This is a genomic window from Saccharibacillus sp. O23, from assembly GCF_002205895.1.
GTDB lineage: Bacteria > Bacillota > Bacilli > Paenibacillales > Paenibacillaceae > Saccharibacillus.
In genome coordinates this window covers 372,104-387,466 of sequence record NZ_NJDE01000003.1, presented here as the reverse complement: position 1 = coordinate 387,466, position 15,363 = coordinate 372,104, and the positions used below count along the sequence as shown (strand labels likewise).

The following is a 15,363-nucleotide window of genomic DNA, read 5'->3' as shown; positions in this document are numbered from 1 at the left end:
CAGAGAATAAAAGACCAAGCTCGGAATCGGTATACGCCGGTTCCGGGCTTTTTTGCGTGTCGTACGGCGCGGCTGTCGGCTCGAAGTGCCCGATCGAGAACTCGCTAAGTGGCGGGACGGTTGGGTAAAAACCCCCTGTAAGGCAAATCCCCAGACAAAGAAGACGATTCGACGATCCGTCACCTTGATCGATCCTATTCGTCAAAGAGGAGAGTGAGAGAACCGTGAAACCGCAAACCGCAAGATCCGAACAAACGCATGATTATTCGTCGCCCGCTTACCTGAACAAGCTGGACGCGTATTGGCGCGCCGCCAACTATTTGTCGGTCGGACAGATCTATCTTAAGAACAATCCGCTGCTGAGAAGGCCGCTGGAGGAAGAAGACGTGAAATACCATCCGATCGGCCATTGGGGAACCGTGCCGGGGCAGAACTTCATTTACGCGCACCTGAACCGCGTCATCGGCAAATACGATCTGAACATGTTCTACATCGAAGGCCCCGGTCACGGCGGACAGGTGATGGTCTCCAATGCGTATCTGGACGGCAGCTATACCGAGATCTATCCGGAGATCACGCAGGACGAAGCCGGGATGCGTAAGCTGTTCAAACAGTTTTCGTTTCCGGGAGGGGTCGCTTCGCACGCCGCGCCGGAGACGCCCGGGTCGATCCACGAAGGCGGGGAACTCGGCTACTCGTTGTCGCACGGCGTCGGAACGATTCTCGACAACCCGGACTTGATCGCCGCGGTCGTGATCGGGGACGGCGAAGCGGAGACCGGGCCGCTGGCGGCTTCGTGGTTCTCCAACCGTTTTATCAATCCGATCCACGACGGAGCGGTACTGCCGATCGTGCATATCAACGGATTCAAGATCAGCAACCCGACGGTCTTCGGCAGACAGACCGACGAGGAGCTGGAGCAGTACTTCCGCGGACTGGGTTGGGAGCCGCTGTTCGTCGAAGGCGACGACCCGGCGCTCATGCATCCGAAGATGGCGGGCGTGCTGGATACGGCGGTCGAGCGGATTCGGAATATTCAGCAGTATGCCCGCGAAGAACAAGATCCGTCGCGCCCGATCTGGCCGGTCGTTTTGCTGCGTACGCCCAAAGGCTGGACGGGACCGCAGGAATGGGACGGCCAAACGATCGAAGGTTCGTTCCGCGCCCACCAAGTGCCGATTCCGGCGGACCGCGAGCATATGCAGTACACGCCCGCGCTGACCGAATGGATGAACAGCTATCGGCCTCAGGAGCTTTTTGACGAACAAGGCGCGCTGCGAAAAGAAATCGCGGAGATTCTGCCTCAAGCACAGCGCCGGATGGCGATGAACCCCGTGACGAACGGAGGCAAGCTGGTCCGCGACCTCAAACTGCCGAATTCGTCGGATTACGCGGTCAAGATCGACAAGCCCGGCGCGCGGGACGATCAGGACATGCACGTGCTCGGCGAATACGTCCGCGACGTGATGAAGCTGAACGAAGAAAGCCGCAATTTCCGCATCTTCGGTCCCGACGAGACGATGTCCAATCGATTGTCGCCGGTGTTCGAGGTCACGAAGCGGCAGTGGGTGGCGAAGATCGACGAGGTCAACGACGAATACATGGCGCATGCAGGCCGGGTCATCGACTCGCAGCTGTCCGAGCATCAGGCGGAAGGCATGCTGGAAGGGTACGTGCTGAGCGGCCGCCACGGTTTCTTCGCCAGCTACGAAGCGTTCCTGCGCGTGGTCGATTCGATGATCACCCAGCATTTCAAATGGATGCGCAAAGCGTCCGACCAGCCGTGGCGCGCGGATATTCCGTCGCTGAACCTGATCAGCTCGTCGACCGTGTTCCAGCAGGATCATAACGGCTACACGCATCAAGACCCCGGCATTCTGACCCATCTGGCGGACAAGAAAGCCGAGTTTATCCGCGAGTATCTGCCCGCCGACGCCAATACGCTGCTGGCCGTGTTCGGGAAGATCATGAACGACCGCCAGCGGATCAACGTCGTCATCTCGTCCAAGCATCCGCGTCCGCAGTGGTTCGGCATGGAGGAAGCAGAGGAGCTGGTGGAAAAAGGGCTTAAGATCGTCGATTGGGCCAGCACGGCGAAAAGCGGAGAGGAACCGGATATCGTGATCGCGGCTTCGGGTACGGAACCGACGGTAGAAGCGCTGGCGGCGATCCAGATTCTCCATAAACGGCTGCCGGAATTGAAGATCCGCTGCGTCAACGTGGTCGATCTGCTGCGTCTGCGTCATGCCAAACGTGATCCGCGCGGGCTGACGGACGAAGAGTTCGATGCCTTTTTCACCGTCAATAAGCCGATCGTCTTCGCGTTCCACGGCTACGAAGGTCTGCTCAAAGATCTGTTCTTCGACCGCGCCAACCGCGATCTGCACGTGCACGGCTACCGGGAGAACGGCGATATCACCACTCCGTTCGACATGCGCGTGCTGAATCAGATGGACCGGTTCAGCATCGCGAAAGAAGCGGTCATGAGCCTGCCGCATGCGGAACGCCACGCCGACATCGCGCGCGAAATGGACGAGATGCTGGACAAGCATACGCGCTATATCCGGGAAGAAGGCCGCGACCTGCCGGAAGTGACCGAATGGCGCTGGGAAGGGTTGAAGTAGGAAACGGATCGGGCAAAATCGCCGAAATCAAGATCGTCTGTAAAAAGGCGGTCTTTTTTCGGTTTGCTCAGGTAAAAACGAGAGTCGAGCATGAAAACTTTTTTGCGAAAATACTGGAATAATCGTTCCGAAAAGAGTATACTTGCTTCAACGACGAACGAAGAAAGGAGAAACCGGACATGGCACGGACCAAAGAGTTCGATCGCGCACAAGTGCTGCACAAAGCGATGCTGGTCTTCTGGGAAAAAGGCTACGACGGCACAAGCATGGCGGATCTGCTGGAAGCGATGGGCATCAGCCGGTCGAGCATGTACGAGACGTTTACCGACAAGCACGCGCTCTATCTCGAAGCGGCGCAGCTGTACCGGCGCAACAGCCAAGAGAAGCGGCGCTTCCTGCTGGAAGCGGAGTCGGCCAGAGAAGGCATCCGGCAGTATTTCGAACGCCATATCGACGGATCGTTCCGCGAAGATACCCCGATGGGCTGTCTGGTCACGAATACGATCGTAAACGTCGATTCGCCGGAAGACGAGATCAACGTATTGATGCGAACCCATTTCGAAGAACTCGGCATAGCGTTTCGCGAGCTGCTCAAGCGCGGACAAGAATCGGGCGAAATCGCGGCGGATCGGAATATCGACGATCTGGCATATATGCTGCTGACGATCAATCACGGCATCAACGTCGCGGCGAAACTGAACAACGGGCGCGAGCGAGCGGAATCGATGATTCGTACGGTGATCGGCATGCTGTAAAAAGGACAGGATGCCGGAGCCGCATTTTTTTGGACATTTCGGAACGATCGTTCCGAAACGGGCGGGTTTATTGAACGAAATAGAGCGAAATCGGAAAAATCAATGTTCAAGGAGAGTGAACGAAGATGAAAAGCAACGTAAACGGCAAAACGCAAGCAAGAATCCACGGAGGCGGAATCTCACCGGAACGCGCAGGCGGCGCAAGCAGGGGAGCGACGGCGAACGGCGCTTCGAACGCGCAGCCGCAGGGCGAAATTCCCGGCGGGCTGCTGCTCTTCCTCGCGGCGGCCTGCGGCATCATCGTCGCCAATCTGTATTATGCGCAGCCTCTGGTCGAACCGATCCGCCAAGCGATCGGATTATCCGCCGGTTCGGCCGGCCTGATCGTCACGCTGACGCAGATCGGCTACGCCGCCGGCCTGCTGCTGCTCGTGCCGCTCGGCGACATTTTGGAAAACCGCAAGCTGGTCGGCGTGCTGCTGCTGTTTACGGTATTGGCGCTGGCATTGTCCGCCGTGGCGGGCAGCGCGCCGCTGTTCCTGCTGGCCGCGCTGCTGATCGGACTCGGTTCGGTCGCCGCGCAGATTCTTGTTCCTTACGCTTCGCATCTGGCTTCGGACGAATCGCGGGGGCAGGTCGTCGGCAACGTCATGAGCGGTCTGCTGCTCGGCATCATGCTGGCCCGCCCGATCGCCAGCCTGCTCGCCGGTTGGCTCGGCTGGCGTTCGATCTTCGTCGTCTCGGCCGTGCTGATCCTCCTCTTGGCGCTCGTGCTGCTGCGCGCTCTGCCTAAACGGCATCCGGAGTCCGGCATGACTTATCCGCAGCTGCTCGGCTCGATGCGCCGTCTGCTGGTCTCGACTCCGATCCTGCGCCGCCGCGCGGTATACCACGCGCTGCTGTTCGCTTCGTTCAGCCTGTTCTGGACCACGGCCCCGCTGCTGCTGGGCAGCCCGGCCTTCGACTTCACCCAGACGGGCATCGCCGTCTTCGCCCTCGTCGGGGTGGCCGGCGCAGCGGCCGCTCCGATCGCCGGCCGCTTGGCCGACCGCGGACGGAGCTACGGCGCCACGGGCCTTGCGCTGGCGCTGGTGGCGGCATCGGCGCTGCTGCCGATGTTCGTGCACGCCGGCTCGGTTCTCGCCGTCGCTCTAATGACGGCCGCCGCGATCTTCCTCGATCTCGGCGTCTCGGCGAACCTGGTGCTCAGCCAGCGAGCCATCTTCTCGCTCGGCGCCGAAGCGCGCAGCCGCCTGAACGGGCTGTTCATGGCGATCTTCTTCTTCGGCGGAGCCGCCGGTTCGGCGATCGGCGGCTGGGCTTACGCCGCCGGCGGTTGGCGGCTGGCGATGATCATCGGCGCGGCGCTGCCGCTGCTGGCGCTCGTATACTACGCGACGGAAGGCCGGGCGGAGCGCCGGCTGGAGCGCGTGAGCGAGATGCGCTCGGGCGCGAAGCGCTGAACAACAACCGGCCCGCTAACGGAAACCTATGACCGTTAACGGACCGCTGCTCGCCCCGAAAAGCCGTCTGCCTCGCGATCGGGGCAGACGGCTCTTTTCATTCGCTCACCGAAGGCTCGTACACCCGGCTCATCTTCTCTTCCAGCCGTTCTTTCGCCGCCGGCCATTCCGTATCCAGAATGCTGTAAAATATATTGTCGTGCATCGGCCCGCCGGTCTCGGCGCGATGTTTGCGGAAGACGCCTTCTTTCACCGCGCCGAGGCGTTCGACCGCCCGCTGCGAACGAAGATTATAACCGCTGACCGAGAACTGCACACGCAGCATTTCTAACTGTTCGAAGCCGTATCCCAGCAGCAAATATTTGCACTCCGTGTTGACTCCGGTACGCCAATAGTCCGGCGATAACGACGTCCATCCGATCTCGATTCCTCGGTTGGGGACGTCGATATCACCGATCGAAGTCGTACCGATCACCTTGCCCGTCTGTAGGTGAACGATCGCGTACGGAAGCCGTTTCTTATCGGCCCGATCGGCCAAAGCTTGATCGAAGTCCTGCTCCAACTCCTTGATCGAAGCGAAGTTCAGCCAAGTATATTCCCAGATTCGCGGATCGTATAAGACTCGGCACAGCTCTTCCCGATGGCTTTCTTCAAGCGGAACGAGCGAGACGATCGAGCCGGTCAAAGCGGTTTGCGGTTCTATGTTCATATGCTTCCCTGCTTTCTTTTCATGGATGATTTTCTGGTTATCCGTTTGCACTTTATTATAGAAAATCATCAAGGAGCATAGAATGAACTTCGCCGCTTATTGTATGCATGATTCGATGGATGTCGGTCATCTTTCGGCCGCCGAAAGACCCGCATCAAGGCCCCGCTTTTTCCGCGCGCCGATACACGCCTTTTTCCGTCTCGACCGCAATCGCTTCTTCGGGACTGATGCCGTCGATCGCATAGATCGCCGTGCCGACCGGAACGCTTTGCCCATAGATTCCGCTGCGCAGCCTCTCCCGATCTTCGGGTTCGGCCGAATTCAAGAATTTTTCCACGTCCGGTTCGAGCTGTTCGTCCGAGAAGACGAAAGTTACTTCGCCGAGCTTATCGCCGGGCGCGGCTTCGCCGCCTCCGTTCAGCCCGTACGCAGTCCCTTGATAGACGACGAAGGGGAAAGCCCAAGAGGAGGAAGTCGCGACTTGATCCTTCGAAGAGCACCCGGCGAGCAGCAGGACGATCAGCACGGCAGACGATAACCGGGCGACTTTCCGCTTGGGCAAATTAAGATTCATCGGCGTTTCTCCTTTCGTTCGATATACCTTTTCGACGTTATTCCGCCTCGGAAGGTTACGGCTCCGTTTCCCCGAATCTCGCATGAAAACGCCTCCAATTATCCGGGTAGTTTGCTTCCTTCGATGTATTTTAAAATGGAGATAAGAAAGCGCATTCGAAGGAGGATCTCCATGTCTACCGAGACTCAATATCCGTTTCAAAATACATCGCTTCCGCTGGAGGAGCGCGTAAACGATCTCGTTTCCCGTTTCACGCTGGAAGAAAAGGTCGATCTGATGATCCAATACCAGGCCGAAGTCGAGCGGCTCGGCGTCAAACCTTATAAACACGGCACCGAAGCGGCGCACGGCATGGCTTGGCTGGGCGAAGCGACCGGGTATCCGCAGCCGATCGGCCTCTCGAGCATCTGGGACGAAGAACTGCTCAAGGAAATCGGCAGTGCGATCGGCGACGAGGCGCGCGGTTTCTATAAACGCAACCCGGCGATCAACGGGCTGACGCTGTGGGCGCCGACCGTCGATATGGAGCGCGATCCGCGTTGGGGACGGACGGAAGAAGCGTACGGCGAAGACCCGATTCTGGCGGGCAAACTGTCGGCGGCGCTCGTGCGCGGAATTCAAGGCGATCATCCGAAGTATCTGAAAGCGGTTGCGACCCTGAAGCATTTTATCGCCAACAATAACGAAGTCGGCCGCGGCGACGCTTCGGTCAGCATCGATCCGCGCAATATGCGCGAATATTACCTCAAAGCGTTCGAGATTCCGTTCAAAGAAGGCGGCGCGCAGTCGATGATGACCTCGTACAACGCGGTCAACGGCGTGCCGGCGAACCTGAACCCGGACGTCAACGGAATCGTCAAAGGCGAGTGGGGCATGGACGGCTTCGTCGTCAGCGACGCGTTCGACGTCTCCGGCACCGTGCGCGATCACGGCTATTTGGAGTCGCATACGGAAGCCGTAGCCCGCTCCGTCAAAGAAGGCGGCATCGACAGCCTCACCGACGACGGCGAACTCATGAAGTCTTCGCTGCGCGAAGCGCTCAAGGACGGACAGATTACGGAAGCCGATCTCGACGTCGCGCTCCGCAATACGTTCCGCGTGCGTTTCCGTCTGGGCGAATTCGATCCGGAAGAAGGCAACCCGTACGCGGCGATCGACGAATCGGTCATTATGAAAAAAGAACACGCCGAGCTGGCCCGCACCGCGGCGCGCAAATCGATCGTGCTGCTCAAAAACGATAACCGAACGCTGCCGCTTCAAGCGGACAAGCTAAGCAAAGTCGCCGTGATCGGACCGCTGGGCGACATCGTCTACCGCGACTGGTACAGCGGCGAACTTCCGTACGCGATCACGCCGCGCGCCGGCATCCAAGAGAAGCTGGACGGCGCGGGCACGGGCGGACAAGCCGTCGTCGCCGGCGGCACGGATCGCATCAAGCTCAAATCCCGCAAGAACGGCAAATACGTGGCGGTCCAAGCCGGCGAAGAATCGCCGCTGGCGGCATCGGCCGATTCGGCGGAGCAGGCGTCCGTGTTCGAACTGACCGATTGGGGCTGGGACAACGCGACGATGATCGCCGAAGACAACGGCCTCTACGTGACGACCGACGACCGGATCGTCAAAGCTTCGGCGGACCGCATCTGGGAATGGTTCACGAAAGAAGTCTTCCTGGCGCGCCGCGAGAACGGAAACGAAGATTCCCTGACGTTCTCGACCTGGAAAGACACGCCGGTAACGGTAGGTGAAAGCGGCGAGCTGCTGTCCGGAGACGGACGCGGCGAAGAAACGTCCAACGAGATCGACGCGGGCGGCACGTCGGCACTCGACAATTCGGCGGCCGAAGCGCTGCAAGCGGACGCTTTCGAAATCGAAAAAGTGACGGACAAATACGAAGCGGCACGCCAAGCGGCGCAGGACGCGGAAGTCGCCGTCGTGTTCGTCGGCAACCATCCGCTGATCAACGGCAAAGAAACCGTCGACCGTCCGGATATCACGCTGCCGCAGTCGCAGGAGCAGCTCATCAAAGAAGTGCTGTCCGTCAACCCGAACACGATCGTGGTCGTGATCGGCAGCTACCCGTACGCCCTGAACTGGGTCAACGACAACGTGCCGGCCGTCTTGTACTCCACGCACGCCGGACAAGAAGTCGGCCGCGCGATCGCGGACGTTCTGTTCGGCGAAGAGAACCCGGCGGGACGCCTCAGCATGACTTGGTACAAGTCGGTCGAGCAGCTTCCGGCTTTCATGGATTACGATATTATTCAGGGCAACCGCACGTACCGCTATTTCGACGGCGAGCCGCTGTATCCGTTCGGCTATGGTCTCTCGTATACGACGTTCCGTTACGACGCTTTGACACTGGACGCTCCGAGCATCTCGGCTGCGGAAGGCGCGAAGATCGACCTGATCGTCACCGTAACCAACACGGGCGACCGAGGCGGCGAAGAAGTGGTGCAGCTCTACGGCCGCGTCGAAGAATCCCGCGTGAAGCGCCCGCTCAAGCAGCTCTTGGCGTTCCGCCGCGTGAAGCTGGCCGCAGGCGAAACGAAAGAAGTCTCGTTCAGCATACCGCTGGCCGAACTGGCCGTCTGGGACGTGACGCAGGAGCGTTTCGTGATCGAAAACGCGAAGTATACGCTGTCGGCCGGTTCGTCTTCGGAGGAACTGCCGCTCAGCGCTGCGCTAGAAGTATCCGGCGAGACCATCCCGCCGCGCGATCTGACGCAGCCGACCCGAGCGATCAATTACGATGCTTACGAAGGCGTGATCCTCGGCGAATGCCGTGAAGGCGGCAACGCGGTCGAAGTCGTCGACGAGTCCGGCTGGATCGCGTTCCGGGACGCGGAGTTCGGCAGCGGCGCGAAATCCGTCGTCATCCGAGCCGCCAGCGCGGCCGGCGGCACGATCGACGTCCGTCTGGGCAGCGCCGAAGGCCAGCTCGTCGGCACCGCTTCCGTCGAAGCCGGCGGCGCGCAGCAGTGGACGGACGCGAAGATCGACGTGAACGGCGTTCAAGGCCGGCAGGATATCGTAATTACGCTGAACGGCAAGATCGCCGTTAGCGGACTGCGATTCGCGTAAACGGACGGGAAAGCGTCGGTCGTAGTCCGTCAGGAGCTCGGTTTTGCGTTTGAACGATCCTGATCCGATGCGCTGCTGTTACGAGGATTCTCTTTTCGGAGAGAGTCCTTTTTTTTGTCCGCATGCGGTTCTCGAGCGAAGCCCGCCGACGCGACGAAAAACAGCCGCTCCCGATTCGGAGAGCGGCTGTTCTTATGCTATACTGTCAAAAAATCTTAACGCATGTTCCCGATGATCGACGATCTGGAATCTTGCATTTTCTTGACGAAGTTCGTCATCACGTCGAACGCTTCGTTGCGTTTGTTGCTCAGGGATTGCAAACGGAGCATATCGATCTGCTGCGAGTTGGAGAGGGCATCGATTTCGCTCTGGCGCTGAGCGGCGGTCGCCGCGTCGCCGTTTGCTTCGGCTTGTTTCAACTGCGAGCTCAAGATGGCGAGCTGCGCGTTTCTTTCCTGCACGGCATTGGCCTGATCGGCCAACTGCTGATCCAACAACTGCGCGCGCTGCTGCTGAACCATCATCAGGGCCGTTTCGACGTCCATGCTCGACAGGTCGAACGCCGGGAGAGCGCCGGTGTTGAACGATACAGCCGAACTTGCCGAAACGGGAGCCGTTGCGGATACGACGGCTGCGAACGCGAAGGCCGAAACGGCCAGCGTTTTTGCGATTTTTTTCATGATCGTTCATCCACCTCTGCGGTTTGTGTGCTAACTTTCTTCATCTTACAACAGGATACGGAAGATACACGATTCTTTTATATCAAATTTAAGATTTTATTTTGCAGCATGCAGGTTATAAGGAGGAAACAGATGAAAAGCGAAGAAGTTATCGGAATACGGATCGAGCGTTTCGGAATCGAGCATATTCCTTACGTCAACGACGCCAACGAGACCTTTCCGATCTTCGGCCGCCTCGTGCCGAGCTTGCAAGGCGGCGAATGGAGCCATGAAGAAGAGTTGTTCGCCGAGACGCGGTTTATTCAGTTTCCCGAAGATCGTTTGGATTGGGAGAGTTATATCGGCAGTTCGGACAAAGCGATCTTTCTGGCGTTCTACGGCGCGGAATGCATCGGTCAGATTCGGCTCGTGCGGGATTGGACGCATTATGCCTATATCGAGAATATCGCCGTACGCGGCTCGCATCGGGGACGCGGCGTCGCGGGGCGGTTGATGGAACAGGCGGAAGCTTGGGCGAAAGAGCAGGAGTTGATCGGTTTGTCGCTCGAAGCGCAGGACGACAATCTCGCCGCCTGCCGGTTCTATCTGAAGCAGGGGATGAAGCTCGGCGGCGTCGATACGCTGAAGCAGGCCATTAATCCGGAAATCGAGGCGACGCTGTATTTCTACAAAATCTTTGCGGCCGAAAACGGCGAATAAAGCGATAGGCGAAAGGGGCATACGATGATTCAAGGCTTGTTCGAGACTCATATCAATGTCGGCGATTATCGGGCTTCGGCCGAATTTTACGAGCGGGTGCTCGGATTGATTCCGCTGCACGAAGACCCGGCCCGCAAGTCGAAGTTCTATTGGATCGGCCGGCCCGGCGAAGCGATGTTCGGCATCCGGGAGAATTATCCGTCTCCGCTCGTGCAGCGCCAGCATTTCGCGTTTCGCGTCGCGTTGGAAGATCTGGAAGCGGCAGGCCGGACGCTGCGGGAGCGCGGCGTGCAGACGACCAACTTTTTCGGAGAAAGCGGCGAACCGTTGAGCGTTTTCCCGTTCATGCCGGCGGTTTCCCTCTACTTCGACGATCCCGACGGGCATTCCGTGGAGCTGCTCGCGATGTTGGCGGACGAGCCGAGACCCGAACTGCCAATCATGTCTTGGCCGGATTGGGAAAAGGTATGCGGAAGAGCATCGTCGGCGAGAAACGGATAGCGCAAAAGGCTCGCGGCATTCGTCCAATCGTTCTAAAGGAGATCGTTATGAGCAAAAGACATTACGACAGCGAAGAAACCCGGCGGATCATCGCGGAGAAAGCGGCGCAGCTTTTTGCCCAGAAAGGCTTCTCGGCGACTTCCGTATCGGATATCTCGCGGGAATCCGGATTCAGCAAAGGGCATATCTATTACCATTTCGATAACAAAGAAAAGCTGTTCGTCGCGCTCGCGAAAGACACGATGCGGTCTTGGGGCGAGAAATGGTCGGCGATCGAACCGAATTATCCGACCGCGACAGAGAAGCTGCATGCCGTGGCCCAATTCGCGATGAACAATTACAAGACGCCGCTGCTGCACGTGGGGCAGGAATTGGCGGGCAATCCGAACACCGACCCGGATACGATCCGGCAGCTTCACGGACTTGCCGAGACGCCGATGGGCATCTACGGAGCCATTTTGACGCAGGGCATCGCGGAAGGCGAGTTCGATATTCCGGATCTGCCGAGCGCGACGTTCTTGTTCGGGACATGGATCGGTTCGCTGTGCCCGCTGATTTTCTCGATGGAGCCGGAACCGTTAAGCGCTTTGTTCCGCCAAGGCGTCGAGATCTTTCTGGGGGGAGTTCGTCGAAGATGACGGATTCGCGATATTTCCTTCCGCGCACCGCGGCGCCGAATAAGGCAGCATCGACAAAAAACCGGAGACTTCCCGCATCGGGAGTTCTCCGGCTTTTTCGTGTTTCGCCGTAAAGGTCTTGAGGCAAGGGGCTTCAAGCCACGTCCGCTTTGTCGATATTGCGGAAACTCAGGTAAGCGCCGAAGATTCCGATCGCGGCCAGAATCAAAGGAATCGCGACGATCGAGCTGAGCGAGAAGCCGTTGTTGTTGGAATTGACGATCGAGACGATGAAGATCGAGGACACGATCGTAGCCGGCACCGAGCGGCGCGGAAGTCCCACGATAAGAGGCAGCAGGCTCATGCCCGCGGCGCCGACGCCCTGAAGCAGAATGAATCCGACATGGCGCAGCAGCTCGACTGCCGCAAGCTCGCCGCCTACTTGACCGACATAGCCGTTCACGGTCAGCATCACCGTACCGATCAGCAGATTGCCGAGCACGATGTTGACGAAGCACCACGCGAAAACGACGGACAGCTTGGCGAAGATCAGCTGTTTGCGGCTCACGGGATAGGCGAACAGCAGCGACATCGTTTTGTCTTTGAATTCGCCGATGACGAGTCCCGACAGCAGCGCGGACGAGTAGACGATGAACGTGGCGCAGACCATCGTGTTGACGACCGTCAGCATTTCGAACTGACTTGTGAAAGCGGGAGCCGAAGAGTCGCTGCCTTCGAAGAAGTACAGCAGCAGCAGGAAGGCCGCGATAGCCGCGTAGGCGATCAGCGCTCCGTAGACGTAGCCGCGCAGGCTTACCTTTTTAAGCTCCAGCTTGACGAGATGCAGCATGGTTGTCTCCTCCTTTGACCATATCGAAAAAGTATTCTTCCAGCGTGTGATGGCGGCGGTTGATCGACTCGATCGGCACGTCGTTCAAGATCAGCGTCTTGGACAGCGTCTCCTGCGGCACATGCGAGTCGTAGACGCGCAGCGTGCGTTCGCCGACCTGTTTGAACCGTTCGATGCCGAGCTTCTCGGTCAGCACGTAAGCGGCCAGCGCCGCGTTCGCGGTCGAGATCTCGATATAATCGGTGGTCGAAGACCGAACTTCGTCCAGCGCTACCTCGCGAACCAGCCGGCCTCCGTCGATCACGCCGATCGTATCGGCGATCTGCTCGATCTCCGACAGCAGGTGGCTGGAGATCAGAATAGAGGTGCCCCATTCGTCGCGCAGCCGTCGGAACAGCCCGCGCATCAACTGAATGCCTTCCGGGTCCAGCCCGTTGATCGGTTCGTCGAGCAGCAGCAGCTCCGGACGGGTCGAGATCGCGCGGGCGATCGCCAGTCGCTGCTTCATGCCTAGGGAGAACTGCTTGACCGGCTTTTTGTCGACGCCGACCAACTGCACCATGCGCAGCGCGTCGTCGATCGATTCTTTGTTGTGGTAGCCCATGTATTCGGCGTGCAGTTCCAGATTTTCGCGAGCGGTCATCTTGTCGTAAAAAGCCGGCGTTTCGATCAAATGGCCGATCCGCTTCAGATGGTCGATGGAGCCGGGGATCAGCTTTTCGCCGAACAATTCGATCTCGCCGCCGGTCGGCCGTACCAGTCCCAGCAGCATTTTCATGACCGTCGACTTGCCGGCGCCGTTCGGTCCCAGAAATCCGTAGATTTCGCCTCGTTTGACCGTCATGTTCACGTTCGCGACGACGTCGGCCGCCCGATAGTTTTTGCTGAGCATAAGAGTCCGTATCGTATCCGTCATGGTTTCGTTCGCTCCTTCTCGTTTGTTTTTCCTGATGTATTCATCTTATCGGGCGGGGCTGTCTTTTCCCTGTCGCGTTTCTTACTTATTTCTTACGAAAGACTCGGCGGCGTCCGGAGGAAGGACGTATCGCGCTTCAACGCGCGTTTGCGGGCGGCGAATAAGTCGAAGCGGGGAAAGCCAGACTGAACGCGGTCCGCGCGCCCGGTTCGCTCGTCAACGAGACGGTGCCGCCGAGCCGCTCGGTCAAGCGCTTGACGATCGCAAGGCCCAAGCCGCTGCCTTGAAAACCGCGGTTGCGGGAGTCTTCCAGCGTGTACATGCGCTCGAACACCCGAAGCTGCTCGGAAGAAGGGATGCCGCGGCCGCGGTCGATCACGTCGATCGTCACGACGGTCTCCGAGCGATTCAAATGCAGGCCGAGATAGCCGCCGTCCGCGCCGTAGCGAATCGCGTTGGAGAGCAGATTGTCCAGAATACGGTCCAGCGCTTCGGCGTTCGCGTAGATCCATACCGGCTGCTCGGGCAGCCGGATATCGACTTCGAAGCCCCGGTCGGCGAGCAGATCAAAGTAGCCCAAGATGCGTTGGCGGCACAGCTCGGCGGCATCGACGGGCGACAAGGACAGATCGTAATCGCCCGATTCGAGCTTCGACAGATCGAAAAAGGCGTTGATGCGCTCGTGCACTTCGACCGTCTTGCGGTAGATCTGATTCAACATGACGCGGCGTTCTTCGTCGGTAAAGTGCGGGCTGCGATCCAGCACTTCGGCATAACCCATGACGACGGTCAGCGGCGTCTTGAGATCGTGGGAGACGTTCGCGAGCATGCGGCGCATCGCTTGTTCGGTCCGCACGTAATCCGAAGCGGACTGCGCGGCCCGTTCCAGCAGCAGATTCAGGCCTATCAGCAGTTCGCGCAGCTCCGATTCCCCGGTCACGACCAGCAGCCGTTCGCGGCCGATGACGCGATCGGGAGCGGCGAGTTCCGCCAGTTTGCCGTTTATGTAAGAGAGGTCCCTCCGCAGCTTGCGGACGCGCAGCTTCTCTCCGATATACAAGCCGAGCAGAACGAGGATCGGCAGCAGCAAGACCCACCACAAGTCTTCCATTCACAGTTCCCCCAGTCGGTACCCGATGCCCCACAGCGTCACGATATAACGCGGGTTCGACGGATCGTCTTCGATCTTCTCGCGGAGCCTGCGCATATGGACGTTGATCGCGTTATCGTCGTTGTAATATTCCTCGTTCCAGACCTGTTCGTACAGCATGGCTTTCGTATAAACGCGGGAAGGGTGCTGGATCATCAGCTTGAGAATCTGGAATTCTTTGGCGGTCAAACGAATTTCTTCGCCGCGCTTGCGCACGCTGAAATTCTCGGGATCCACGATCAAGTCGCCGGCGGTCAACCGTTTCGGTTCGGCCGGCTGCGGCGCGGCCTGCATATCCGGCGTCGAATACTGCGTCGCCCGGCGGATCGACGCTTGGATGCGGGCCGACAATTCGATCAGGGAAAAAGGCTTGGCGATATAATCGTCGGCTCCGAAACGCAGTCCGAGCGCTTTCTCGACTTCGTTGTCTTTGGCCGACACGATCAGGATCGGCACCCGGCTCACGCTTCGGATCTCCTGCAGCACGTCCATCCCGCTGCGTCCCGGCAGCATGAGGTCGAGCAGCACCAGATCGTAGCGTTCCGCTTGAAACTGTTCCAATGCGCGGTCGCCTTCGTGCACGACCGTGGAGCGGTAGCCTTCTTTCTTCATATAATCGGCGACCATGCCGCTGATGCCGGCGTCGTCTTCGATAATCAACAGATTTCCTTCCACGTTTCTTCCTCCTAAGCAGAGCCGAGATCGGCCCGAACTGGAAATATGCGGCTTTCTCCTCTACTCTAA

14 protein-coding genes are annotated in these 15,363 nt (G+C 58.9%); 7 read left to right on the top strand and 7 right to left on the bottom strand.

Translation table 11 applies throughout. The features are described from left to right. Positions 1–224: 224 nt before the first annotated feature. The 3 genes from CDO73_RS05705 (at position 225) to CDO73_RS05695 (ending at position 4,842) form a co-directional block, all read left to right on the top strand. The gene (locus CDO73_RS05705) at positions 225–2,624 is read left to right on the top strand and encodes a phosphoketolase family protein (protein ID WP_088487530.1); all 2,400 of its coding nucleotides are present in this window, start codon (positions 225–227) and stop codon (positions 2,622–2,624) included. 179 nt (positions 2,625–2,803) lie between these two features. Further along, positions 2,804–3,379, top strand: a complete 576-nt coding sequence (locus CDO73_RS05700) for a TetR/AcrR family transcriptional regulator (protein ID WP_088487529.1) — start codon at positions 2,804–2,806, stop codon at positions 3,377–3,379. Positions 3,380–3,504: 125 nt separating this feature from the next. Beyond that, positions 3,505–4,842, top strand: coding sequence for an MFS transporter (locus tag CDO73_RS05695; RefSeq protein ID WP_088487528.1), 1,338 nt, complete (start codon positions 3,505–3,507; stop codon positions 4,840–4,842). Between the two features lie 97 nt (positions 4,843–4,939). Here the strand turns inward: CDO73_RS05695 and CDO73_RS05690 are convergent, their stop codons facing one another. Both CDO73_RS05690 and CDO73_RS05685 read right to left on the bottom strand, forming a co-directional pair. Then, positions 4,940–5,551 carry a GNAT family N-acetyltransferase gene (locus tag CDO73_RS05690; RefSeq protein ID WP_088487689.1) on the bottom strand — a complete coding sequence of 204 codons (612 nt, stop codon included), beginning with the start codon at positions 5,549–5,551 and terminating at the stop codon, positions 4,940–4,942. Between the two features lie 154 nt (positions 5,552–5,705). Next, positions 5,706–6,125: a hypothetical protein gene (locus CDO73_RS05685; protein WP_088487527.1), complete on the bottom strand. Its 420-nt coding sequence runs from the start codon at positions 6,123–6,125 to the stop codon at positions 5,706–5,708. Positions 6,126–6,296: 171 nt separating this feature from the next. Between CDO73_RS05685 and CDO73_RS05680 the strand changes: the two genes are divergently transcribed. Then, positions 6,297–9,206: a glycoside hydrolase family 3 protein gene (locus CDO73_RS05680; protein ID WP_088487526.1), complete on the top strand. Its 2,910-nt coding sequence runs from the start codon at positions 6,297–6,299 to the stop codon at positions 9,204–9,206. Positions 9,207–9,421: 215 nt separating this feature from the next. Here the strand turns inward: CDO73_RS05680 and CDO73_RS05675 are convergent, their stop codons facing one another. Then, positions 9,422–9,886 (bottom strand): hypothetical protein, encoded by a 465-nt coding sequence (locus CDO73_RS05675; protein WP_218821612.1) that lies wholly within the window; start codon positions 9,884–9,886, stop codon positions 9,422–9,424. 132 nt (positions 9,887–10,018) lie between these two features. Here CDO73_RS05675 and CDO73_RS05670 point away from each other — a divergent pair, with 132 nt between their 5' ends. Genes CDO73_RS05670 through CDO73_RS05660 form a run of 3 tightly spaced genes read left to right on the top strand, consistent with a single transcriptional unit; the run spans position 10,019 to position 11,724 of the window. Beyond that, on the top strand, positions 10,019–10,585 hold the full coding sequence (locus tag CDO73_RS05670) for a GNAT family N-acetyltransferase (protein WP_088487525.1): 567 nt from the start codon (positions 10,019–10,021) through the stop codon (positions 10,583–10,585). Between the two features lie 24 nt (positions 10,586–10,609). Beyond that, positions 10,610–11,086 (top strand): VOC family protein, encoded by a 477-nt coding sequence (locus CDO73_RS05665; protein ID WP_088487524.1) that lies wholly within the window; start codon positions 10,610–10,612, stop codon positions 11,084–11,086. Positions 11,087–11,133: 47 nt separating this feature from the next. Next, positions 11,134–11,724 (top strand): TetR/AcrR family transcriptional regulator, encoded by a 591-nt coding sequence (locus CDO73_RS05660; protein WP_088487523.1) that lies wholly within the window; start codon positions 11,134–11,136, stop codon positions 11,722–11,724. A 133-nt stretch (positions 11,725–11,857) separates the two neighbouring features. On the opposite strand, the gene CDO73_RS05655 is transcribed toward CDO73_RS05660, so the two are convergent. The 4 genes from CDO73_RS05655 to CDO73_RS05640 form a co-directional block, all read right to left on the bottom strand. Then, positions 11,858–12,553, bottom strand: a complete 696-nt coding sequence (locus tag CDO73_RS05655; protein ID WP_088487522.1) for an ABC transporter permease — start codon at positions 12,551–12,553, stop codon at positions 11,858–11,860. Further along, on the bottom strand, positions 12,525–13,469 hold the full coding sequence (locus tag CDO73_RS05650; RefSeq protein WP_088487521.1) for an ATP-binding cassette domain-containing protein: 945 nt from the start codon (positions 13,467–13,469) through the stop codon (positions 12,525–12,527). The genes CDO73_RS05655 and CDO73_RS05650 overlap by 29 nt, the downstream gene beginning before the upstream one ends. Before the next feature lie 136 nt (positions 13,470–13,605). Further along, positions 13,606–14,580: a sensor histidine kinase gene (locus CDO73_RS05645; protein ID WP_088487520.1), complete on the bottom strand. Its 975-nt coding sequence runs from the start codon at positions 14,578–14,580 to the stop codon at positions 13,606–13,608. Next, entirely contained in the window at positions 14,581–15,294 is a 714-nt protein-coding gene (locus CDO73_RS05640) for a response regulator transcription factor (protein ID WP_088487519.1), read from the bottom strand. Positions 15,295–15,363: the final 69 nt, after the last annotated feature.